Raw genomic sequence first — 22,594 nt, 5'->3', positions numbered from 1 at the left:
TAAACTAAGGAATAACCTCGAACAGGAAAAACTGTTGGGTTTGCGATTTACTGAAATTATTATCGACACAAAAAATCAGCGACTGGTGACCGTTTGATAATTTTGGCCCAAAGGTTACGCCTTCAAAATTATCGATATGCCTGTTAAGGGAATCGAAATCAAAAAGCAATTTCTTTTTTAAGGGTTTAGGTGGGTTTTGAATAAAACCACTATTATCAATTTCATTTTCTGCTCCGTTCAAATCAACCAGAAACAGTTTAATAAAAGTATGGTCGTCGTGCCCTTTAGCCCAGGCACGTTCCATTACCAGTAAAGTATGATCGTTTACCGCTAAAATTTCAGATATGCCATTTACATTCCAGTCGTTTTCTACGGTTGGTTTTACCGGCATCGCCCCCAGATTATAAGCATACTGTGCTGTATTTTGCTTTGTTACGGCATCAAACTTCAAAATCCGGGTAAGCGCTTTATCAAATTCAAAAGCGGCCTGCAGCCCATCCTGATAAAGCGGTTCTTCTAAACTGGTATAAATGGTTTTATAATGATCAGCATAGGTTACGCCCTCGAACAAGGCATTTTTTCGTGGTCCGTTTTCTCCTTTTGTAAAATGAAAGCCCGCAGGTAAGGGTATAGTATCTAAATACCGGCCTTCCTTAGTAATAAAGGTTAAAGCTGGCTGAACAATAATGGTATCTCCGTTTTTCAATACACGTTCACCTTCATTACTCCAGATAAAACTTTTCAATTTAGGATTATAACGAACCGACTCACCATCTGCCTTTAAAGTCTTATCAGAACGGTAATGCGGATATTGTTTTCCGTTTTGTTGCTGAATAAAAGTAACACCCGTTACCTGCACAGTATCAATCTTATTATCTTTAATCGTGATCTGCGCAGTGTAAATCCTTGCCGGGCTTAACTGAGAAGGATCATCGCTGATGAGATAATATTGATTGCGTTTTGCATCATAATCAATCCCCGATAAACCACCAACAACCGTATTTTGAAACTGGGGGTTAAGCGGCATAATATATTCATCCAAAAACTGAACGGCAGAAACTGTGGTTTCTTTTTGCTTAACTGCAGCATATTTTGTTGCCGAACAGGATGAAAACACAAGGGCAAAAACAGTGTAAACAATAATGAGCTGTGATACAGGTTTCAAATCGGAATGTTTAGGTTGTAAAAATATGTTTTTTTGCTTCTTTTAGAATACTTTAAGTTTACTATCTTAATTTCTTAATGATAAAAACATAAACCATTAAGGAATTAAGGGCATTAAGCCTAAAATTTATTAAATCCTTAATGATGAAAGAATAAAAACATGAATTTATTTAAGCAACCTTTCTAGAACGTTATCCTTTAACAATCTTAATTGCTTAATGGTAAAAATATGGACCATTAAGGAGTTAAAACATTAAGACCAAAATTTATTGAATCCTTAATGATGAAAGAATAAAAACATGAATTTATTTAAGCAACCTTTCTAGAACGTTATCCCTTAACAATCTTAATTGCTTAATGGTAAAAATATGGACCATTAAGGAGTTAAACATTAAGATCAAAATTTCCCTAACTTATTAGCGGTAAAAACAATAAACCATTAAATAACTATACAAAAAATGCTGACCACTTTCTAAATGATCAGCATTTCATTATGCTCAGCGGTTTATAAAATTATAATTACACTAAAACAACTTACCAATTACGCGGTAGCTAATGTTATTTCCATCCACAACTTCTTCATAGTACACATCATCAGGCGAAACAAAATACTTTTCGTTTTTAATGGTTACCTCCCTGCACCCTTCTGGTAATTGATTAATGATATCGCCAATCTGGTGCGTATCAACCGGGCCATCGGTAGTGTTTAAAATACCATCTTTCCCGGCAACCACATATACGGTTTTGCCATCCGCATTTTCTTTTTGGGTATAATAAACGCCTTTATACTCGTAATAATCTACTCCGTTAATGGTAACTAGGTTCGCATCAGAAGGTAAGCTTGGAACTTCGGCACCAACCGGTGGCGTTACCACTTCGTATTGATCATTATTTTGTTGATAAAACAAGCCACCAGAATAATAAAATTGGTTCGGGCCATACCAGAATGGATAATAACCGTAAGGTAAAACACCGATTCTAAAACCTAAAAATGGCCTGTAAAAATTGTAATAACTATAGTATGGCCTGTAATAAGGACGGCCGTAACCAGGGCGGTAACCATATCCCGGACGGTAGCTTGGACGGTAACCTGGCCTGTTATAACCATAACCTGGCCGCTCGGGCCTTATACTTGTTCTTCCAGGACTCCCAAAACTGCCTCTACTTGGTGCCTGCATAGATGGCTGCCTTGAAATGGATCCTCCTCTTGATGGCGCAATAGAACCAGATCTGCCGCCACCCGAAGAACCTCCGGCCCTGCTTGGCCTTTGGGCAGAAACAGTTTCGATACTCAAAGTTGCAATCATCGCTGCTGCAGCGAAAACAACCAATCCTTTATTCAATAACCTATTCATTTTTTTGTGTTTATTTCGATTATCTATATGACGGTGAAAATCTGTAAAAGATTATCCCTTAACATTATTTAACTAAATTTTGATACGCTGATGACCTAAATCCGCTGCCTTAAAAATCGATTTGCCAGAAACAGATAATTAAATTCATAAAACACCCCATATCCATCATCCATTTTACATCATACATTTCACATCATCCATCTTCCATCCTACATTACTAACAAACCTTTTACCGGAGGTTATTTTTAATCACTTGCCAATCTGCTATCTTTAAATTTTATTCCTAAAACTAAAATTAAATGAATTTTCAAAGAATTTTCAGCCTGTTGGTCTGTTTGTTTATATCCAGTGAATTACTTGCCCAGCAAACCGATTCGGCATATGTTAGAGAGAACTACACCAAAATAGAACGCCAGATCCCCATGCGCGATGGAGTTAAACTATTCACTTCCATTTACATACCCAAAAATCAAACCAAAAAATATCCTTTTTTAATTAACCGCACACCCTACACTGTTGCACCTTACGGAGCAGATAAATATAAGCTCAGCCTTGGTAATTTTCCGGCCATGATGCGCGAAGGTTTCATTTTTGTTTATCAGGATGTTCGCGGCCGTTGGATGAGTGAAGGCACCTTTGCCGATATCCGTCCGCAGCTGACCGGAAAAAAAACCAAAACAGCTATCGATGAAAGTACCGATACTTACGATACCATTGATTGGTTGGTGAAAAATGTAAAGGGCAATAACGGTAATGCCGGTATTTACGGCATTTCTTACCCTGGCTTTTATTCTACCACTTCGCTGCCAAATGCACACCCGGCACTTAAAGCAGTTTCGCCACAGGCACCGGTTACCGATTGGTTTATGGGCGATGATTTCCACCACCGTGGTACTTTGTTTTTAATGGATGCCTTTAGCTTTATGGGCAGCTTCGGTGTTCCCCGTCCAAAGCCTATTACACCTGATAAAGGCCCTAAGGGCTTTCAGTTCCCAATTCAGGACAATTACCGTTTTTACCTGGAAGCCGGATCGGTTAAAAACCTTAAAGACAGGTATTTTGCAGATAGCATTAAATTTTGGAACGATTTGTTTAAGCATCCCAATCTGGATACTTTTTGGAAATCGCGCTTAATTACCCCGCACCTTACCAATGTTAAACCTGCGGTAATGGTTGTTGGTGGCTTTTTTGATGCAGAAGATGCTTACGGAACATTTGACACCTACAAAGCGATTGAAAAACAGAATCCAGGTGCAAACAACATCTTAGTTGCCGGCCCTTGGTTTCATGGTGGTTGGGTACGCAGCGATGGTTCTTACTTTGGCGATATTCCTTTTGGCAAAACCACCAGTATCGATTACCAAGAGCAATACGAACTGCCTTTCTTTAAACATTACTTAAAAGGTGAAGGCGCATTTAATGCTGCAGAAGCAAACATTTTTGTAACCGGCAGCAATGAATGGAAAAAATTCAATACCTGGCCACCAAAAGATACCGAAACCAAAAACCTTTACCTGCAACCAAATGGAAAGCTCGCTTTCGAAAAAGTGGGCAGAACCGATAGCTGGGATGAATATGTAAGCGATCCTAACAACCCTGTTCCCTATCAGGATGGTATTCAGGCCAAACGCACCCGCGAGTATATGATCGATGATCAGCGTTTTGCTGCACGCCGCCCAGATGTAAAAACATATCAAACCGATGCCCTAACAGAAGACATTACCCTAACCGGACCGGTTTTGGCAAACCTTGTAGTTTCTACTACCGGTACCGATGCCGATTATGTGGTTAAACTGATCGATGTTTATCCCGAAGACACACCGAACCCGGTACCCAACCCAAAAAATTTAATTATGGGCGGTTACGAAATGCTGGTGCGTGGAGAGATTATGCGCGGAAAATACCGCAACAGCTTCGAAAAACCAGAGCCATTTGTTCCCGGCGCCATTACCAAAGTAAATTATCCATTGCCAGATGTAGCCCATACCTTTAAAAAAGGACACAAAATTATGATCCAGATCCAAAATTCATGGTTTCCATTGGCAGATAGAAATCCGCAGAAATTTATGGATATTTATCAGGCAGAACCAGGCGATTTCCAAAAAGCAACACATAAGATTTACCACGATACCTTTAACAGTTCTTACATTACCGTTTCAGTGTTGAAATAATTCCGCTCCCCGGTTCGTGTCCGCACGAACCGGAAGGGCAACTGTCATCCTAAGAGTGTCGAAGAATCGAATCCAAATAAAGAAATTTAAATACTAACTTTAATCTCAATAAATAAACATTGCCACCGCATTGGTTAGTTTATCCATCAACTAAATGCAACCAACTTACTTATTCTTAAAAAATGAAATACTTAAAACTCATCATCATCCTGCTTTCCGTATCTTCTGCCTTTGCGCAGGGCGATTCAGGTTATCCGAAAGCAAACTACACCAAAAAGGAAGTTTACATCACCATGCGCGATGGCGTAAAACTATTTACCGCCATTTATTCGCCTAAAGATGCCTCATCTGGCAAAAAATACCCAATGATTATGCAGCGCACCTGTTACAGCGTTGCCCCTTATGGCGAAGATAAATTCCCTGCACGCTTAGGTCCTTCAGAACTGATGATGAAAGAAGGGTACATTGTAGTTTACCAGGATGTACGTGGCCGTTGGAAAAGCGAAGGCACCTGGACCAACATGACCCCGGTAATTGACAACAAAAAAACCAAAAAAGATGTTGATGAAGGCTCTGATACTTATGATACCATTGATTGGCTGGTTAAAAATGTAGCCAACAATAACGGTAAAGTGGGTCAATGGGGAATATCATATCCCGGCTTTTATACCGCAGCAGGCATTTTGAGTAACCACCCAGCTTTGAAAGCTTCATCACCTCAGGCCCCGATTTCTGATTTCTTTTTTGATGATTTTCACCACAACGGATCTTTTTTACAGAGCTACTTTTTTACCTTCCCCGTATTTGGTGTTCAAAAAACAGATACCACTTCAAAACCTTGGTACAACAACCAGATCATCAACCCAAAAACCAAAGACGGCTATCAATTTGCACTCGATTTAGGTTCGCTGGCCAATGCAGATAAATACTATAAAAACAATTTCTTTTGGCAAGAAACCATTAACCACCCCAATTACGATGAGTTTTGGCAAAAACGTGGATTGTTGAAACACTACAATACCATTAAGCCTGCGGTAATGTTGGTTGGCGGCTGGTACGATGCCGAAGATTTATCAGGCCCATTGAATATTTATAAAACCATCGAAAAGAAAAACCCTAACGCCTATAACACGATTGTGATGGGTCCCTTTGGCCACGGCAGATGGAGCCGCGAAACAGGGCATACCATGCACAGCAATGTATATTTTGGAGATAGCATTGCCACTTTTTACCAAAAAAACATTGAGGCGAAATTCTTTAACCATTTCTTAAAAGGTAACGGCGATAAAAACTCAGGCTTACCCGAAGCTTACATGTTCGATACCGGAAAAAAAGAATGGGAAACCTTTGCTAAATGGCCAACCGAAAAAGCAGTTAAGCAAAAACTATATTTAGGTGCCGATGGCAAACTCAGCATGACAGCGCCTACTACTGCCGGATCGGTAAATTACATCAGCGACCCTGCAAAACCGGTTCCGTATACCGAAGATATTACCACCAGCATAGGCTTTACCCCGCATAATTACATGAGCGAAGACCAGCGCTTTGCCGGCAGAAGACCAGATGTACTCGTGTATCAAACCGAAATATTGGAAAACGACATTACGTTGGGAGGGGAAATTATGTCGCACCTTAAAATTGCAACAACAGGTACCGATGCCGATTTTATTGTAAAACTGATAGATGTCTATCCGGCAGACGAACCCAACAACCCTTATATGCCAAACAAAAACATTACACTCAGTAACTATTGGCAAATGGTGCGTTCAGAAATAATGCCTGCACGTTTCCGCAACAGTTTCGAAAAACCAGAAGCTTTGGTTGCCAATCAAAAAACTGATGTAAAGGTACAGCTGCAGGATGTGCTACATACCTTTAAAAAAGGCCACAGAATTATGATCCAGGTACAGAGCACCGCATTTCCGTTGTTTGCCCGCAACCCGCAAAAATTTGTAGAAAACCCATATAAAGCACCTGAATCGGATTATATCAAAGCAACTCAAACCGTTTTTAACGATAGCTTTATCGAAGTTGATGTAATTAAATAAAATGCCCGCGCGCGTTTCTAACGCGTGCGTAAATAACCAATCGTTTCAAACGATTAATAATAACAAATGAAAAAACTATTCACCATTTTAGTCCTAGCATGTAGTATTTCAGGACTGCAGGCACAAATGTTAGGCAAAAATCAGGTAAACTCAAGGGCAGATAGCCTACGCGGCACTCTTACCCCATTGCGTACCTGTTACGATATTAATTATTACCACTTAGATGTTAAAATAGATATCGACCAAAAATCAATCAGCGGCAGTAACGAATTTGCCTTTACCGCCACACAGGATTTCACCAAACTACAGTTCGACCTGTTCGATAACCTTAAAGTTGAAAAAGTGGTCTACAACGGCACTGATTTAACTTTTAAAAGAGAATACAATGCTGTTTTCGTAACCTTCCCAAAAACCATAAAAAAAGGGATTAAGGATAAATTCACTGTGTTTTATTCAGGTAATCCGCTTATTGCCAAAACACCACCATGGGATGGCGGTTTCATTTTCAAAAAAGATGCTGCAGGCAATCCATTTGTTTCAGTAGCCTGCCAGGGCTTGGGGGCCAGCTGTTGGTGGCCAAATAAAGACCACCAAAGTGATGAGGTAGACAGTATGTTAATCAGCATTGCCGTACCCAATACTCTGCAGGAAATATCAAATGGAAGGTTAAGAAACACCGTTGATAAACCAGACGGATACAAACAGTACAATTGGTTTGTAGGCAACCCTATTAACAATTATGATGTATCCTTTTACATTGGCAAATACGCCCACTGGAAAGATAGCTATGATGGCGAAAACGGAAAGCTGAGTATTGATTACTGGGCCTTACAAACCGATAGTGCAAAAGCACGCCCACATTGGGATGCCGATGTTAAGCCCATGCTAAAATGTTTCGAATATTGGTTCGGCCCGTATCCATGGTACAAAGATGGGTATAAGCTGGTGCAGGCACCACACCTGGGTATGGAGCATCAAAGTGCCGTAGCTTATGGCAACCAGTTTAAACAAGGCTATTTGGGCAGAGATTTAAGCGGTACAGGCCATGGTTTAAAATGGGATTTTATCACCATCCACGAGAGTGGCCACGAATGGTTCGGGAATAACATCACTTCAAAAGATATTGCCGACATGTGGATACACGAAGGTTTTACCAATTACTCGGAAGTGCTTTTTACTGAGTGCACAGAAAACAAAGCAGCAGCCGACGAATACGTAATCGGACTTCAAAAAATTATCCGCAATGATATTCCTTTAATCGGCCCTTACGGCGTAAACAAAGAAGGTTCGGGCGATATGTATCCAAAAGGGGCAAATCTGATCAGCATCATCCGCCAGCTGATCAACAACGATGAAAAATTCAGACAGGTTCTGCGTGGATTAAACAAAACCTTTTACCACCAAACCGTAACCACTGCACAGATTGAAAACTACATTGCCAAACAGAGCGGTTTAAAACTGGATAAGGTTTTCGATCAGTATTTACGTTATACCAAAATACCCGTGCTCGAATATAAAATTGACAACGGCACATTAAATTACCGTTGGATAACCGATGTTAAAGGTTTTGATATGCCAGTGCGTGTAACCCTTAAAGCTGGTTCTTATACATTAATTAAACCCACAAACGAATGGAAAAGTATTAAAGTGGATGCTAGTGTAAATGCTGATAATTTTAAACAGGACCCATTATTTTATATCGGCCTTAAGAAAGGGTAAGATACTTACAGAGAAAAGAGTGTATCATAAGTTGAATTTCATCCAAATTTGTCACGTTGAGCCTGTCGAAACGCCGCGCAAGACTTTAAGCAAGTCCTTCGACAGGCTCAGGATGACAGGTATTTATTTATGAGACAGCCTCTTCTCTCTTAATTTTGAAAATCTACCCCTTAATGTAATACTGTTATTTCGGAGCGATTTTTTTCTTTGACCAATAGCCTGGCTAACTTCGGAAATTTTTAAAGGCCGCTTGTGCAACTTTTTGGCAAAAACACCGTCTTATATCAAAAAGCTCATTATTTATCTAAAAGTAAAATCTATAACCATGAAAAAAGTATTCGCAATATTATTGGCATCATTAACATTAACCGCTGGTATTAATGTAATAGCAAAAGACCATAGCAGTATCAGCAGCACTAAATATAACCGCGACGACAGAGACGTTAAAGATTTTAATGGTGTAGCCGCCGCAGGACCGATTAATGTAATAGTAACCTTAGGCAATACCGAAAGCTGCCGTTTAGAAGGCGACGCAGATGCCCTTGCTTCAATCGTTACCGAAGTTAAAGGAAATGTTTTGGTTATCCGCCCACAAACCAGTATCACCAGTTGGTCTAGAAAATACGAAGGCAAAAAAATCACGGCCTACGTTTCGGCAAAAGAACTGGCCAGCTTAACTGTAAGCGGCGATGGAAACATGACAGTAAACGGTAAAATCAGCACGGGCAGTTTAACTACAACTGTTAGCGGATCGGGCAGTATCAAAGCTTCTGCCGATGTAGATAACTACAGCGGGGTAATCAGCGGTTCGGGCTCTATCAATCTTACAGGCGGTGCCGATCATGCTAAAATCGTAATCAGCAGCTCAGGTACCTTTGCTGGTAAAGCTTTCGGTGTAAAAACATTATCAACAACCATTAGCGGTTCAGGAACAGTAAATATCGCTGCCGATGAAAGCATTAAAGCAGTTATCAGCGGTTCAGGAAGTGTAAATTACTCGGGTAACGCCGCTGTAGAAAAAACCGTTTTCGGATCAGGTAGAGTAAGGAAAATCTAATTTAGGTTAACAACAAAACAAGGAACGCCGCGGAGAAATCCGGGGCGTTTTTGTTTACATCATTTTTTCCATTGTTATTATCGCGGTCTGCGTAATCTGCACTTTTTATCCATTTAAATCTGCGGGAAGATTTGCTATCTCTTTTCCCGCAGATTTCGCAGAAAAGGCACGCAGATTTAAACTGATGTATGCAAGCCTAACTATTTATTTGAATGGGGAATGAAATTGCTTCCCCCATAATTAGAAACAGCAGAAACAAAAAAGGAGGCTTAAGCCTCCTCTGTGTATATTTTAAAACTGAACCCCAATTAGCCAGATATTCTCGATATAGTTAATTTTCTGACTGGCCTTATCATATTCATCCCAGCCGGTAGTATGCACATTGGTTAAATTGGTGGCACCGAACTTGGTGGTGTTTTGCAGGTAAAAATTCTTCCAGATGTAAAATTTAAGACCAAGTTTTGCCGAAACACCATAACCTGAAATACTGAAGTGGTTATTTCTCCCCTGTCCAAACAAACGCACGTCCGAACGCGGCACCATCATTCCACCACCTAAACCGGTTTCTAAAGTTAAAGAAGTATTTCCCCCTGGCGCTACCCAAATATCATCGTAACGTTCTACCTCGATATTTGCATAATTAAAGCCATCGGTATGCTCGTAGGTAAGCATACTTTCTTTCACATTAATCTGCTGCCCGTTATAGTCGCCCGCTAAGTTTCCCGTAGGTGTATTGGTAGGCGAAATATTAGCGCCAATGTGGCCAGTTATCGCAACAGTTTGCGGAATATCCATTACATATTTCATATGGTCCCAACCAATAGAAATGCTGTAGTTATCTTTAATAAAATAGCCCACGCGGATATTGTACTGTGGCACGGTAATTAACCCCGGGTTTAAATATTCCCAGCTTAGTTTCGATTGCCTATCGTGTGCTACCACATCCTTCAGCGTAAAATCATAATTTGGTCCCTGAAAACGGATATCGCTTTTTCCATACCAAGAGCTATTGTATCCCCAATGAAAATAAAAATCGCCTTTACGCGAAAAATTTCTTTTATGCTCAGGGTTAAACAAGCTTTTCGAAGCCGGTGTGCTTTCGGTAGAAGAAGTCTTTATTTCTTGTGCCTGCATCCGCTTGCCAAACAAGACCGCTAAAAATAGGATAGTAAATTTTTTCACGCGGCAAATTGAGCAAAAAGACCAGTCAATTACAAAAGATTTAACATTTCGTAAGAGTTACTTTACAAAAAATGACTTTAAAACATTAAAACCTAGTGTACACGGCAAGCTGAACAATATTATTTACCGTATTATTAACCGCACCGCGCTGAGCCTGGTTCATGTAGCCCGCTTCGACATCTATTTTTCTCGAAAAACGGTAACCCAAAGCAAGATAGGCCCTGTTCTGATCGAAAATGCTGTTATTGATTTCGCTCTTGTTCTGTAGATTTAAGAAAATCTCGTTTTGGAGGGCGACAAAGGGTCCTTTTGTAAAAGTTGGTTCTGCTTTTTGCAAAGGCTTTATAAACCTGAAGAAATAACGGAAGCGCTGAGAAAACAGATTATCATTGTTTATCCGCTCTATAAAACGCTGCTCCAACCTAAACCTATGACTGGCAAATACCGAGCTGATTTTGTGGTTGTAAATGTACTGTTCAAAAATGCGGTGTTCATTTAATAAATTGTTATTGGAGCCAATAAGCCTCAATTGCGTGGTTTGCCATAAATAACCCAGCGCAACATTACTTTTATCATTAATAAAATACTGTACCGCGGGGCGTACCAATGTATTGCGCACATAAGCCCAATCATCGGCCGATCGGATCTGCAAATCGAACTGCAGTCCCCATTTATCACTAAATTTAGTGTTGTTTAAAAACATAAACCAGCCAGAATTCTGGTACTGGGTTTGGGCTGATAGTTTTCCAAATGCCATCAAAAGAAACAAGATGGGCAATAATAGCTTTTTCATTAATTATAGTCGGTTTTATCTGTGTGCGCTAAATTAACAGAAATATGCGAAAGTCGTGGTTAAAAATAGTCCGAAAGTCGGAGGACCGGCGTCGGAAGCCATGTGGGATATAGTCTTAAGTCATCAGTCCAAACTTCCGAAGCTTGGTGTGCTTTGTGTTGGTGGTTAAAATACTTCCAAACCCACATAAAAACCCTCAATATTTAAAATTCATTTAATGTTAAGCGATTAAAAATTTATCTTCGTTAAAGATTTGGGCATTAAGGTATTTATTCATCCCCTTAAAACTGCACTTATTTTAACATTACAAAACGTAAAATATAACAAAAATGATTATTGAACCTAGAATGAGGGGCTTTATCTGTTTAACAGCACATCCAGATGGCTGCGCTCAAAACGTAAAGAATCAAATTGAATATGTAAAATCAAAAGGAGCCATAAACGGTCCGAAAAAAGTATTGGTAATTGGCGCTTCAACCGGTTTCGGTTTAGCCTCAAGAATTACTGCTGCTTACGGATCTGGTGCTTCTACCATTGGCGTATTTTTCGAAAAAGCACCTTCCGAAGGCAAAACCGCTTCACCAGGCTGGTACAACTCTGCAGCTTTTGAAAAAGAAGCCCACGCAGCTGGTTTATATGCCAAAAGCATTAATGGCGATGCCTTCTCTAATGAGATAAAAGAAAAAACAATTGAGCTGATCAAAGCAGATTTAGGACAGATTGATTTGGTGATCTATAGTTTAGCCTCTCCGGTTAGAAAACATCCAGTTACCGAAGTACTGCACCGCTCTACCTTAAAGCCAATTGGAGGTACTTATACCAATAAAACAGTCGATTTCCACACAGGTAACGTAACCGAAATTTCGATTGAGCCTGCAACAGAAGAAGATATTGCTAACACCGTTGCCGTAATGGGTGGCGAAGATTGGTTGATGTGGATTGACGCCTTAAAAGCCGAAAACCTATTGGCAGAAGGAGCCACAACTGTTGCTTACTCGTACATTGGCCCTGCATTAACCGAACCGGTTTACCGCAAAGGAACCATTGGCCGTGCAAAAGACGATTTAGAAGCAACCGCATTTACCATTGGCGATAAACTGAAAGATATTAACGGCAAAGCCTTCGTATCGGTAAACAAAGCATTGGTAACACAGGCCAGTTCAGCAATTCCGGTAATTCCACTTTACATTTCATTATTGTACAAAGTGATGAAAGCAGAAGGGATCCACGAAGGAACAATTGAGCAGATTCAAAGATTATATGCCGAAAGATTATATACAGGCAATGAAGTACCTGTTGATGAGAAAGGCAGAATCAGGATTGACGATTGGGAAATGCGCGATGATGTACAGGCAAAAGTTGCCGAACTTTGGGAAGAAGCAACCACCGAAACTTTACCGGCCATTGGCGATTTACCAGGTTACAGATCTGATTTCTTAAGCCTTTTCGGTTTCGAAATTGATAAGGTAGATTATCAGAAAGATGCCCAAGAAGTAGTAGAAATTGAAGGCTTGGTAAACTAGGCCATCAATACATCTAACCTCTTTAAAGGTCTAAATGATAAATATTTACAAACGGCCGGCTTAAAAACCCGGCCGTTTTTATAGCCAAATAATATGCATTTCGATTTACAGCCCACTCTCCAAAACGATCTGATCAAAATAATTCCTTTAAAAGAAGAAGACTTCGAATCCCTTTTCGCAGTAGCCTCCGATCCATTAATCTGGGAACAGCATCCAAATAAAGACCGTTACCAAAGAGAGGTTTTTCAAAATTTCTTTAAAGGAGCAATGGCTTCTAAAGGTGCTTTTATGGTGTATGAAGAAGGAACCAACAAAATTGTTGGCAGTTCGAGGTATTATGAGCTCGATGAGGAAAACAGTTCGGTTGCAGTGGGTTACACATTTATCAGTCGCGAATTTTGGGGTAAAGGCCACAATAAGGCCTTAAAAACGTTGATGTTCGATTATGCCTTTCAATTTGTAGATCGGGTAATTCTGCACATTGGTGCTACAAATTTCCGTTCGCAAAAGGCCATTGAGAAACTTGGCGCTACAAAAGTTGGCGAACAGGAAATTGCCTACTATGGAGAACCTGTAAAATGGAACTTTGTTTATCAGGTAGATAAAGCCAGCTGGCTAAAATAAACCGTCTTGTAATCGTCCTAGTTAACGGCTATGGTTACAAACGAGGACGATGGGGTGTTGAAAAGAAAATCCATTCTGTGTAATCTGTGCATCCGTGGCTTAGAACCTTTTATCTGTGTTCATCCACGCTATTTGTGGAAAAAAAATAGGCAAATGGTTCCACATTAATCCGTGGTCAACATCATTGCCACAGTCTCATTCCAATTATTTTATATACAAACCTAAATGGCAAGAGCATAACCGAATAAAATCGTGTTTATGCTTTAGTATTGTTATCTTTGTATAATTCTCCATTCCACTCAATTTTCTAAAACAAAACAATTAATAAAATATGGCTAAATCTCAGGCAACATACAGTAAAAAAGAGAACGAAAAAAAACGGTTAAAAAAACAAAAAGACAAACAAGAGAAAAAAGAAGAGCGTCAGGCTAATGCAAAAAAAGGTTTAGCGCTTGAAGACATGATGGCTTACGTTGATGAAAATGGAAACATTTCTTCTACACCACCAGATCCTAAGAAAAAGAAAGTAATTAATACCGAAGATATTCAGATCGGCATATCAAGACAAGAAGATATTGTGGATGAAAATCCTGTTAAAAAAGGAACAGTTACATTCTTTAACGACAGCAAAGGTTATGGTTTCATCAAAAACACAGAAACTCAAGATAGTATTTTCGTTCATGCTAATGGTTTGATCACTCAGATTAAAGAAGGCGATAAAGTTACCTTCGAAGTAGAAATGGGCCAAAAAGGACCAACTGCCGTTAAAGTATCAAAAGTTTAACCGCTCACAAAATTCCCCTTGAAGCTTAAAGGCTTCAATAAGATTAAAATTCTGCAGAAAACATTCTGCTGCGCTAGGTTTTATAACCCTTTATATTTCCGTCTATTTAAGCATAAAACCTTGCGCATAATTTTTCTCGATCCAGAGAAAATATTTCCTAATCCCTTCCAACGGTAGAAGTACAGTGCTAAAAAGCGATAGGTATTGTCGGTTTTAAAATATTTACCACAGTTATTTCCTAAAAATTAACTCCAAATGCTTAAAATTTGTGGCAAATTATCCGGCCATAAAAAATATTTGATGCGCTAAACTTGATTTTTTTTTACTTATTAACCTTGTTGCTCATGATATTTAAGTTAAACATTATACTGCTGTAAATTAACTAGATAAGAACTGAAAAAGACATTATACGAAATAAAAAAAAGCAATTTTGTAGCTATTCGTTGCCGTTTAACGTTTCCAGAAAAACAAAAATTTTTAAATCCCGGTGTGGAATTTGCGCACCGCTTACATCTTTACTGTACACACAAAGAAAATTTGAATTATGAAAAAGTTAATAGCACTTGCACTGGTTGCATTTTTAGGATTATCATCAGCGATGGCTCAACAGGCAGATTTACGTAGAAAAATTAATGTTAGCGGCACATCCGAAACAGAAGTTACCCCTGATATTATTTACATCGGTATTTCGCTTAAAGAGTATTTAAACGGAAAGAAAAAGGTAGACATTACCGAACTGGAAAAACAATTGTATGCTGCGGTTCAGAAAGCAGGTATTGCCAAAGAAAATTTGACCATCAGCAATTTAAGCAGCTGGAACTATGCTACCGAGAAAAAGAAAAATCCCGATTTTTTGGCCAGCAAACAGTACCGCTTAAAAGTATCTGATTTGAACAAGTTTAATGCAATACTAGAAGCCATTGATGCCAAAGGAATTGCCAATACAAACATCGAAAGCTACGATTACTCAAAAATTGAAAGCCTAAAAAAAGAGCTTAAAATTAAAGCCTTATTGGCCGCAAAAGAAAAAGCAGCTTATATGGTTGAAGCTTTAGGCGATAAATTGGGTGGTGTAATTGAAATACAGGATGGTGGAGACAATGTAATACAACCTGTTTACAGAAATTACGCAATGAAAGCTGAAATGGCTGATGCAGCAGGCGCACCAGAAATTGATTTCAAAAAAATTAAGCTGAATTTTACCGTAAACGCCATTTTCGAGATCAAATAAAAATTTTAACTGTTAAATTAATGCTTTTTAAAACCTACCAGAACATTTTGGTAGGTTTTTTGTTAGGTAGAGGTCGAACACTAAAAATTAGATATTATGAAAAAATTCATCTACACGCTAGCCCTGATTTTCGCCTTAGGCATTAGTTTTAATTCAGCTCAGGCCGCTGATAAACCTGCGAAAAGCCCTACAGAATTAACTGCAGACCAGGCTATGAAACTGGAAAAAATTAAAACCCGTGTTGAAGAAATCAGAGACATGGACAAATCGAACTTAACAAGAGCAGAACGTAAAGCATTACGCAGCGAGTTAAGAGAGTTAAAAGGACAGGCACGTGCAGTTTCTGGAGGTGTTTACCTTTCAGTTGGCGCAATCATCATCATTATCTTATTATTGATCCTGATTTTATAATCAATAAAAAAACATCTATCTATATAAAACCAAAAGCTTTGCATAAACGCAAAGCTTTTTTTATGAAAAATATCCTCATTGCGAAGGCTTTTTCAGCCGACGAAGCAATCTCATACTTTAATATCCTTTATTTGATCCTTCATCATTTTGCTATAGCATTAAATTGCTTCGTGCCATGCAATGACGAATTATCTAAGGTTAGTCAATCATATCAAAACCGGTATACTTTACCAATGCTTCTGGAATTTTAATACCATTTTCGGTTTGGTAATTTTCTAAAATAGAAGCTACAATACGTGGTAAAGCCAATGCACTTCCGTTTAACGAGTGTGCCAACTGTGCTTTTCCTTCTTTCCCTTTAAAACGCAGCTTTAAACGGTTACTCTGATACGTTTCGAAGTTTGATACAGAAGAAACTTCTAACCAACGCTCCTGTGCCGCACTCCAAACTTCCATATCGTAGGTCATAGCCGAAGTAAAGCCCATATCACCTCCGCACAAACGCAGTACACGGTAATGTAAGCCGAGCTCCTGTAAAAGAGATTGCACGTAAAGGCTCATATCTTCAAGCGTTTCGTAAGATTTATCAGGATGGGTAATTTGAACCACCTCTACCTTATCAAATTGGTGCAAACGGTTTAAACCACGAACGTGCGCACCATAAGAACCCGCTTCTCTACGGAAACAAGGCGTATAGGCGGTATTTTTTATGGGTAAATCTTCTTCCTTAACAATTACGTCGCGGTATAAGTTGGTTACCGGAACCTCGGCAGTTGGAATTAAATATAAATCATCAACTGTTGAGTGGTACATCTGTCCTTCCTTATCCGGCAGCTGTCCTGTACCAAAGCCAGAAGCAGCATTAACCAAATGTGGCACCTGCATTTCCTTATAACCGGCTGCAGTAGCATGATCTAAAAAGAAATTAATTAAAGCCCTTTGCAACCTTGCACCTTTTCCTTTATAAACAGGAAAGCCAGCACCGGTTATTTTTACGCCAAGTTCAAAATCAATAATATCGTATTTAGCCGCAAGTTCCCAGTGTGGAAGAGCCTTTGTAGGCAGTTCAGCAGGTTTTCCGTGGGTTAAAACAATTTCATTCTCTTCGGCGGTTGAACCTTGTTTTACCAAATGATATGGTAAATTGGGCAACTGAACAATTAAATTGTGCTGGGCAGTTTCCAGTTCATTCAATTTATCGCTCAGGTTTTTAATATTTTCTTTATGAGAAGCCGTTTGCGCTTTAATGGCTTCAGCCTCATCTTTTTTACCAGCACGCATTAAATCGCCAATTTGTTTGGCAGCTGCATTGGCCTCGGCCGAAATACTATCCAACGAAGTTTGAGTAGAACGGCGGTCTTCATCAATTTTAATGATTTCATCTACCAGTTCTGGTTGTTTAAAATTACGGATACTTAAACGTTCTAAAACTTTCTCTCTATTTTCGCGGATATAGTTAACTTGCAGCATTATTTAATTTTTTTACAAAGATAGAAAGAGTTTTCAGTTTTCAGTTTGCAGTTTTCAACCATTCGCAGCTTGATATTTGATACTTGAAACCTTAACACAATGGATGGCAAACTATTTCTCGTACCAACGCCGATAGGCAATTTGGAGGATATGACCTTTAGGGCAATCCGTGTTTTGAAAGAATGTGATTTAATTCTGGCAGAAGATACACGCACCAGCGCCCCTATGCTGAAACATTTTGGCATTGATAAAAGGGTTTTCTCCCATCACCAGCACAACGAACACAAAGCCACTTCGGAGATTATTAAATTTTTAAATGAAGGACAGAAAATTGCCTTGATATCTGATGCTGGCACACCAGCCATTTCCGACCCAGGTTTCTTCCTCGTGCGCGAGGCAATAAAAAATGATATCGCTGTTGAATGTTTGCCCGGTGCAACAGCCTTTGTGCCTGCGCTGGTTAACTCGGGCCTTCCGGCCGATGCTTTCTGCTTTGAAGGCTTTTTGCCGGTAAAAAAAGGCAGGCAAACAAAATTTAAAAAACTGGCAGAAGAAGAGCGTACCATTATACTTTATGAAAGCCCGCACCGTTTATTAAAAACTTTAGAGGAGTTTGCGCAGTATTTAGGGGCAGATAGGCAGTCATCGGTAAGCAGAGAACTGACGAAAATGTTCGAAGAAACCGTTCGCGGCACTTTGACCGAAATAAAATCACATTTTGAAAACAATACTTTAAAAGGAGAATTTGTAATTTGCATAGCGGGGAAACCCAATATTAAAAGCAAAAACAAATACGAAGATGCCGAAGAATAGCCTCGCGCATAAACACATCAATTCAAAAAAATATTATGATTAGCATAGATAGATTTCTTAGTGACGAACAAGACCCAAAGGCAGTTGAAAAGGTTATTGGAAAGTTAAACGATCTCTTAACCACAGGCGAAGAGCTTTTATATTTAGCCGTACAGAAAAAACCTGCCGTAAATTTGTTGCCCGATAGCATTGCCATTTCAAACAAAAGAATTTTTTACTGCGAACCTGGTAATTTGGGTTTGACCATGAACTTCAAAGATATTTCGTGGAAAAGCATTAAAGAAGTTTCTTTCAAAGAAGAGTTTTTCGGTTCTAAATTTATCTGTGTACCGCAACACGGCGAAAACATCGTAACCGAGTTTATCCCAAAGGTACAGGCGCGTAAACTGCACCAGGCAGCAAACCAACAGTTAGAAGAGTACAAAGAAATGTTGCGCCAGCAAAAGCTTGAAGAAAACCGTGCAACAGCTTCGCCAATTAACTTAAATGCACAGCCTTTTGCCGAAATTCCGGCACCAGAGCCTGAACAGCCTGTTATTCAAATTGCAGAAGTTGTAGAAGAGCCTGAAGATGAAACCACTTTAAAACTGCGCAAGCTGAAAACGCTTTACGATAAACATTTAATTACCCAGGAAGAATACGAAGCTAAAAAAGCCAATATTTTAGATAGTTTGTAAATAATACTGTCATGCTGAAGAAGAATTATTGTGTAAAACAATATATATGACCGCCACTCCGGGCTCGTCATTTCGAGCGAAGTGTAACGTAGTCGAGAAATCTGTCTCTATAGATTTCTCCATTACGCCACCGGTTAAAACCGGCTGGCTCCATCCGATAGCTATCGGACCGAAATGACGATTCTTCTGTTGGACCTGTCAATGGTTGATACAATGCACTCCTAATTTAGTCGCATTGTATTTATATAAACAAAAATAGCGTCAACTCTCTGCCGAATTAAGATTCTTCCTTCGTCAGAATGACAAGTAATTTGATATGAAATCTAAACAAACCTATCTGCTTGCCTTACTAAGTGCATTGCTGCTCTGGCTGGCCTGGCCGCCAATGCCCTTTACCACTCCCCTGCTCTTAATCGGATTGGTGCCACTGTTAATCGCAGTTGAGAACCTTAGCAAAAGTGGATTAAATAAAACAGGCAAAAAGATTTTTTTAACAGCGGGCTTAACTTTTCTGGTCTGGAACACCGCTTCAATTTATTGGGTTTACAATGCCATAAGCGCCTATAATGGCACTGCTGTTGCCTTGCCAATTTCATTAATCCCTTATGGCTTAGGTGCACTTTTAATGACTTTTGCCTTCTGGCTATACTACCGTTTGGACAGATTTGTGAATAAGAAGCTAGCTTATCTCGGTTTAATATCATTTTACATTGCACTCGAATACTTACAGCAAACCTGGGATCTGGCTTTCCCTTGGATGACCTTGGGCAATGGCCTGGCAGGAATGCACCAACTGGCACAATGGTACGATTATACAGGGGTTTATGGCGGTTCACTTTGGATCTTAGCCAGCAATATCCTGGCCTTCGAAGCGTATAAAAAGCTTAAATCGCAAAGCGGATATTTAAGATATAGGGCATTGGGTATCTGGGCTTTGGTTATTGTTGTTCCGGTTGCCATTTCATTAACCAAATATTTTACGGCTACACAAAAAGGCACTACAAGCAATGTAGTTGTGGTTCAGCCGAATATAGATCCTTATCAAAAACTGGAAAATATTCCTCCTGCAGAGCAGATCAAGATTTTAACACATTTATCCGATTCAATCGGGCAAACCGATACAGAGTATTTTATCTGGCCAGAAACGGCAATCCCCAACTATGCCGATGAAGATCGGATCCGCAGCAACCCCGATTTTATTTCGCTTCAGCACTTTTTAAATAAGTACAAAAACGGAACCCTGATTACAGGAATTGAAAGTGTGAAATGGTATGAAGATAAAAGAACCATTTCGGCAAAGCAAAGTCGTGATGGCATGTTTTACGATAATTACAACACGGCCATGCAGGTAGAAAATTCGGCCAATGTGCAATTCTACCATAAATCAAAACTGGTACCAGGTGTAGAAAAAATGCCTTTCCCTAAAGTATTTTCATTTATGGATGGTGTTTTTGCCGAGTTGGGCGGAACCGTTGGAGGTTGGGGATGGCAGGACAAACCGAGTGTGCTTTATGCGCAAAGTGGCATTGGTGCTGCGCCTGTGGTTTGCTATGAAAGTTTATGGGGCGATTGGATCGGTAAACAGGTAAAAGATGGCGCACAGTTCATCGCCATTATTACCAACGATGGCTGGTGGGGAAATACATCGGGCAAAGACCAGCACCAAATGTATGCTAAACTCAGGGCTATTGAAACACACCGTGATGTAGCACGCTCGGCCAATACCGGCATTTCGTGCTTCATTAACCAACGGGGCGATGTAACGCAGCACACCAAATGGTGGACAAGGACCGCCATAAAAGCAAACATCCACCTCAATGATGAAATAACCTTTTACGTAAAAAGTGGCGATATTATAGCGCAGTTATTCAGTATTGCAGCTATCCTTTTGGCACTAATTATTCCATACAGGAAATGGATCAGAAAACCAAGCCATGCTTAAACAACAATACGATTTCATTTTATCCTCAAGAAATACCCTTTTGGCTTACATTGGAACGATTTCTGAAAAGGATTTTTTAACCGACAATAGTTCTTTTGGCCGGGGTTCGATCAGAAATTTGCTGGTGCACATCTGCCAAACTTATTGCGCATGGATAGGCGAAAGGGCATTGGGTTTTAAACAGGAGTTTTTACCATTTGAAAATTACCGGACACTAAGCGATTGCCAGGCCTATTTCGATCGGGTGGATGAATATATCGGATTGTTTATCGAAAAATTTAACGGATATGAACAACAGGAAATAGAGATAGATAGAAGTGGGGTGGCACTAAAAGTAAATGCCTTAAAATTATTTACCCATGTAATTACCCACGAGTTTCATCATAAAGGGCAGATAATGTCGCTGAGCAGGCACTTAGGCTATATGCCGGTTGATGCCGATATTATTAGATAAAAAATTATGCAAAAAATAAAAAACATACGCTGGTCGGTATTGATCCTGCTATTAACCTTAAATTTTGGCTGTGATCAGCTATCAAAAAAGATTGTACGGAACAAAATCAGCGACTATGAACACATCAGCATCATTAAAGACCGTTTTACACTTACACGGGTAGAAAACAGCGGCGCTTTTTTGAGCCTCGGCGATGATATGCCCTATATTTTCAGGTTGATTATTTTAACAGGCCTACCCCTGATTTTTTTAGGCTACGGACTATACTTTCTTTTCGCTAAACGCAATCTACCAACAAGCATGCAAATAGCGCTGTGCTTCTTAATTGGCGGTGGAATAGGCAATTTATATGATAGAATTGTTCATGGCTCGGTTACCGATTTCATGCACATGGATTTTTATATCTTCCAGACCGGTGTATTTAATTTCGCCGATATTTCTATCATGATCGGTGTTGGCATTTTATTGGTGCAATCGTTAAGGAGTAAAATAACCAGGCCAGAGGAAGAGTCGGTTTCGGAGATTGAATAAAAGCAGGAATAATATTTCTTTTTCTTAACAAAGAATTTCATTTCTTACACAAACATATATTTATCTTTAGGTGTTAAACAATCCAAAATCAACCAAAAATAAAATTTGATCATGAAAAGAAATGCAACAGCCGTTTGGCAAGGTTCTATTAAAGAGGGTGCCGGTAACATTACTACTCAAAGCACAACTTTAAACAATACACAATATTCGTTCAATTCGCGTTTTGCTGAAGGCGTGGGTACAAATCCTGAAGAATTAATTGCAGCGGCACACGCCGGATGTTTTACCATGAAATTATCGGCTAACCTGGCTGAAGCTGGCTTTACAGCCGACAAATTGGAAACTCAATGCGAAATTAACTTAGATCCTTCAAAAGGTGAGATCGTAGAATCGCATTTAACATTAACCGCTTCGGTACCGGATTTAACCCAGGATAAATTTGATGAATTGGTAGCCGATGCTGAAAAGAACTGCCCAATCTCAAAACTATTGAATACCAAAATTACAGTTGATGCTACTTTAGCATAAATATTGCAGGCTTTTTGCATTGAAGTACGAAGCACCTATCAATGAAAAGATGTTTCGTACTTCACTATAGCCGTTTACAGTTCAACAATTATCTGCTTTCGGTTGATAATTACAGTT

Annotated in this window: 20 protein-coding genes; 15 read left to right on the top strand and 5 right to left on the bottom strand. The window is 39.5% G+C overall.

Annotated features, from left to right (window positions below):
* Positions 1–4: 4 nt before the first annotated feature.
* Together ACS5PU_RS14990 and ACS5PU_RS14985 are read right to left on the bottom strand one after the other, a co-directional pair.
* Positions 5–1,165, bottom strand: coding sequence for an esterase-like activity of phytase family protein (locus tag ACS5PU_RS14990; protein ID WP_439459967.1), 1,161 nt, complete (start codon positions 1,163–1,165; stop codon positions 5–7).
* Between the two features lie 523 nt (positions 1,166–1,688).
* Complete coding sequence (locus tag ACS5PU_RS14985) at positions 1,689–2,519, bottom strand: DUF6515 family protein (protein WP_439459966.1); 831 nt, start codon at positions 2,517–2,519, stop codon at positions 1,689–1,691.
* 299 nt (positions 2,520–2,818) lie between these two features.
* Between ACS5PU_RS14985 and ACS5PU_RS14980 the strand changes: the two genes are divergently transcribed.
* The 4 genes from ACS5PU_RS14980 (at position 2,819) to ACS5PU_RS14965 (ending at position 9,514) form a co-directional block, all read left to right on the top strand.
* Positions 2,819–4,690: a CocE/NonD family hydrolase gene (locus ACS5PU_RS14980; protein ID WP_439459965.1), complete on the top strand. Its 1,872-nt coding sequence runs from the start codon at positions 2,819–2,821 to the stop codon at positions 4,688–4,690.
* A gap of 182 nt (positions 4,691–4,872) precedes the next feature.
* Positions 4,873–6,738, top strand: a complete 1,866-nt coding sequence (locus ACS5PU_RS14975; RefSeq protein ID WP_439459964.1) for a CocE/NonD family hydrolase — start codon at positions 4,873–4,875, stop codon at positions 6,736–6,738.
* 66 nt (positions 6,739–6,804) lie between these two features.
* Positions 6,805–8,457 carry a M1 family metallopeptidase gene (locus ACS5PU_RS14970; RefSeq protein WP_439459963.1) on the top strand — a complete coding sequence of 551 codons (1,653 nt, stop codon included), beginning with the start codon at positions 6,805–6,807 and terminating at the stop codon, positions 8,455–8,457.
* Positions 8,458–8,782: 325 nt separating this feature from the next.
* A complete protein-coding gene (locus ACS5PU_RS14965) occupies positions 8,783–9,514 on the top strand; it encodes a head GIN domain-containing protein (protein ID WP_439459962.1) in 732 nt (243 codons plus the stop codon).
* Positions 9,515–9,805: 291 nt separating this feature from the next.
* Here ACS5PU_RS14965 and ACS5PU_RS14960 read toward each other — a convergent pair whose 3' ends face one another.
* Both ACS5PU_RS14960 and ACS5PU_RS14955 read right to left on the bottom strand, forming a co-directional pair.
* Entirely contained in the window at positions 9,806–10,696 is an 891-nt protein-coding gene (locus ACS5PU_RS14960; protein WP_439459961.1) for a hypothetical protein, read from the bottom strand.
* An 85-nt stretch (positions 10,697–10,781) separates the two neighbouring features.
* Positions 10,782–11,489: a DUF2490 domain-containing protein gene (locus ACS5PU_RS14955; RefSeq protein ID WP_439459960.1), complete on the bottom strand. Its 708-nt coding sequence runs from the start codon at positions 11,487–11,489 to the stop codon at positions 10,782–10,784.
* Between the two features lie 329 nt (positions 11,490–11,818).
* Between ACS5PU_RS14955 and fabV the strand changes: the two genes are divergently transcribed.
* From fabV to ACS5PU_RS14930, 5 genes are all read left to right on the top strand, one after another.
* Positions 11,819–13,012, top strand: coding sequence for an enoyl-ACP reductase FabV (fabV, locus tag ACS5PU_RS14950; protein WP_439459959.1), 1,194 nt, complete (start codon positions 11,819–11,821; stop codon positions 13,010–13,012).
* A gap of 93 nt (positions 13,013–13,105) precedes the next feature.
* Complete coding sequence (locus ACS5PU_RS14945; RefSeq protein WP_439459958.1) at positions 13,106–13,636, top strand: GNAT family N-acetyltransferase; 531 nt, start codon at positions 13,106–13,108, stop codon at positions 13,634–13,636.
* A gap of 331 nt (positions 13,637–13,967) precedes the next feature.
* Positions 13,968–14,420 carry a cold-shock protein gene (locus ACS5PU_RS14940; RefSeq protein ID WP_190327349.1) on the top strand — a complete coding sequence of 151 codons (453 nt, stop codon included), beginning with the start codon at positions 13,968–13,970 and terminating at the stop codon, positions 14,418–14,420.
* A gap of 544 nt (positions 14,421–14,964) precedes the next feature.
* Complete coding sequence (locus ACS5PU_RS14935) at positions 14,965–15,651, top strand: SIMPL domain-containing protein (RefSeq protein ID WP_439459957.1); 687 nt, start codon at positions 14,965–14,967, stop codon at positions 15,649–15,651.
* A gap of 96 nt (positions 15,652–15,747) precedes the next feature.
* Positions 15,748–16,062 (top strand): hypothetical protein, encoded by a 315-nt coding sequence (locus ACS5PU_RS14930; RefSeq protein WP_439459956.1) that lies wholly within the window; start codon positions 15,748–15,750, stop codon positions 16,060–16,062.
* 198 nt (positions 16,063–16,260) lie between these two features.
* Here ACS5PU_RS14930 and serS read toward each other — a convergent pair whose 3' ends face one another.
* Positions 16,261–17,532: a serine--tRNA ligase gene (gene serS, locus ACS5PU_RS14925; RefSeq protein ID WP_439459955.1), complete on the bottom strand. Its 1,272-nt coding sequence runs from the start codon at positions 17,530–17,532 to the stop codon at positions 16,261–16,263.
* Between the two features lie 99 nt (positions 17,533–17,631).
* Between serS and rsmI the strand changes: the two genes are divergently transcribed.
* The 6 genes from rsmI (at position 17,632) to ACS5PU_RS14895 (ending at position 22,477) form a co-directional block, all read left to right on the top strand.
* Positions 17,632–18,345 carry a 16S rRNA (cytidine(1402)-2'-O)-methyltransferase gene (gene rsmI / locus ACS5PU_RS14920; RefSeq protein WP_439459954.1) on the top strand — a complete coding sequence of 238 codons (714 nt, stop codon included), beginning with the start codon at positions 17,632–17,634 and terminating at the stop codon, positions 18,343–18,345.
* A gap of 35 nt (positions 18,346–18,380) precedes the next feature.
* On the top strand, positions 18,381–19,022 hold the full coding sequence (locus ACS5PU_RS14915) for a PH domain-containing protein (protein WP_439459953.1): 642 nt from the start codon (positions 18,381–18,383) through the stop codon (positions 19,020–19,022).
* A 316-nt stretch (positions 19,023–19,338) separates the two neighbouring features.
* Positions 19,339–20,964 carry an apolipoprotein N-acyltransferase gene (gene lnt, locus ACS5PU_RS14910; protein ID WP_439459952.1) on the top strand — a complete coding sequence of 542 codons (1,626 nt, stop codon included), beginning with the start codon at positions 19,339–19,341 and terminating at the stop codon, positions 20,962–20,964.
* A complete protein-coding gene (locus ACS5PU_RS14905) occupies positions 20,957–21,418 on the top strand; it encodes a DinB family protein (RefSeq protein WP_439459951.1) in 462 nt (153 codons plus the stop codon). The genes lnt and ACS5PU_RS14905 overlap by 8 nt, the downstream gene beginning before the upstream one ends.
* 6 nt (positions 21,419–21,424) lie before the next feature.
* A complete protein-coding gene (gene lspA / locus ACS5PU_RS14900; RefSeq protein ID WP_439459950.1) occupies positions 21,425–21,949 on the top strand; it encodes a signal peptidase II in 525 nt (174 codons plus the stop codon).
* Positions 21,950–22,060: 111 nt separating this feature from the next.
* On the top strand, positions 22,061–22,477 hold the full coding sequence (locus ACS5PU_RS14895) for an OsmC family protein (protein WP_439459949.1): 417 nt from the start codon (positions 22,061–22,063) through the stop codon (positions 22,475–22,477).
* Positions 22,478–22,594 lie beyond the last annotated feature (117 nt).

The sequence above is a fragment of the Pedobacter sp. GSP4 genome (assembly GCF_051857575.1).
GTDB lineage: Bacteria > Bacteroidota > Bacteroidia > Sphingobacteriales > Sphingobacteriaceae > Pedobacter.
Note: the sequence above shows the minus strand (reverse complement) of the source record. Positions and strands in the feature narration are given on the sequence as shown.

What these genes read in the sequence shown, in the direction of transcription:
- ACS5PU_RS14985 (WP_439459966.1), bottom strand. Translation starts at nt 2,519, where the DNA reads ATGAATAGGTTATTGAATAAAGGATTGGTTGTTTTCGCTGCAGCAGCG.
- ACS5PU_RS14980 (WP_439459965.1), top strand. Translation starts at nt 2,819, where the DNA reads ATGAATTTTCAAAGAATTTTCAGCCTGTTGGTCTGTTTGTTTATATCC.
- ACS5PU_RS14975 (WP_439459964.1), top strand. Translation starts at nt 4,873, where the DNA reads ATGAAATACTTAAAACTCATCATCATCCTGCTTTCCGTATCTTCTGCC.
- ACS5PU_RS14970 (WP_439459963.1), top strand. Translation starts at nt 6,805, where the DNA reads ATGAAAAAACTATTCACCATTTTAGTCCTAGCATGTAGTATTTCAGGA.
- ACS5PU_RS14965 (WP_439459962.1), top strand. Translation starts at nt 8,783, where the DNA reads ATGAAAAAAGTATTCGCAATATTATTGGCATCATTAACATTAACCGCT.
- ACS5PU_RS14955 (WP_439459960.1), bottom strand. Translation starts at nt 11,489, where the DNA reads ATGAAAAAGCTATTATTGCCCATCTTGTTTCTTTTGATGGCATTTGGA.
- fabV (WP_439459959.1), top strand. Translation starts at nt 11,819, where the DNA reads ATGATTATTGAACCTAGAATGAGGGGCTTTATCTGTTTAACAGCACAT.
- ACS5PU_RS14945 (WP_439459958.1), top strand. Translation starts at nt 13,106, where the DNA reads ATGCATTTCGATTTACAGCCCACTCTCCAAAACGATCTGATCAAAATA.
- ACS5PU_RS14940 (WP_190327349.1), top strand. Translation starts at nt 13,968, where the DNA reads ATGGCTAAATCTCAGGCAACATACAGTAAAAAAGAGAACGAAAAAAAA.
- ACS5PU_RS14935 (WP_439459957.1), top strand. Translation starts at nt 14,965, where the DNA reads ATGAAAAAGTTAATAGCACTTGCACTGGTTGCATTTTTAGGATTATCA.
- ACS5PU_RS14930 (WP_439459956.1), top strand. Translation starts at nt 15,748, where the DNA reads ATGAAAAAATTCATCTACACGCTAGCCCTGATTTTCGCCTTAGGCATT.
- serS (WP_439459955.1), bottom strand. Translation starts at nt 17,532, where the DNA reads ATGCTGCAAGTTAACTATATCCGCGAAAATAGAGAGAAAGTTTTAGAA.
- rsmI (WP_439459954.1), top strand. Translation starts at nt 17,632, where the DNA reads ATGGATGGCAAACTATTTCTCGTACCAACGCCGATAGGCAATTTGGAG.
- ACS5PU_RS14915 (WP_439459953.1), top strand. Translation starts at nt 18,381, where the DNA reads ATGATTAGCATAGATAGATTTCTTAGTGACGAACAAGACCCAAAGGCA.
- lnt (WP_439459952.1), top strand. Translation starts at nt 19,339, where the DNA reads ATGAAATCTAAACAAACCTATCTGCTTGCCTTACTAAGTGCATTGCTG.
- ACS5PU_RS14905 (WP_439459951.1), top strand. Translation starts at nt 20,957, where the DNA reads ATGCTTAAACAACAATACGATTTCATTTTATCCTCAAGAAATACCCTT.
- lspA (WP_439459950.1), top strand. Translation starts at nt 21,425, where the DNA reads ATGCAAAAAATAAAAAACATACGCTGGTCGGTATTGATCCTGCTATTA.
- ACS5PU_RS14895 (WP_439459949.1), top strand. Translation starts at nt 22,061, where the DNA reads ATGAAAAGAAATGCAACAGCCGTTTGGCAAGGTTCTATTAAAGAGGGT.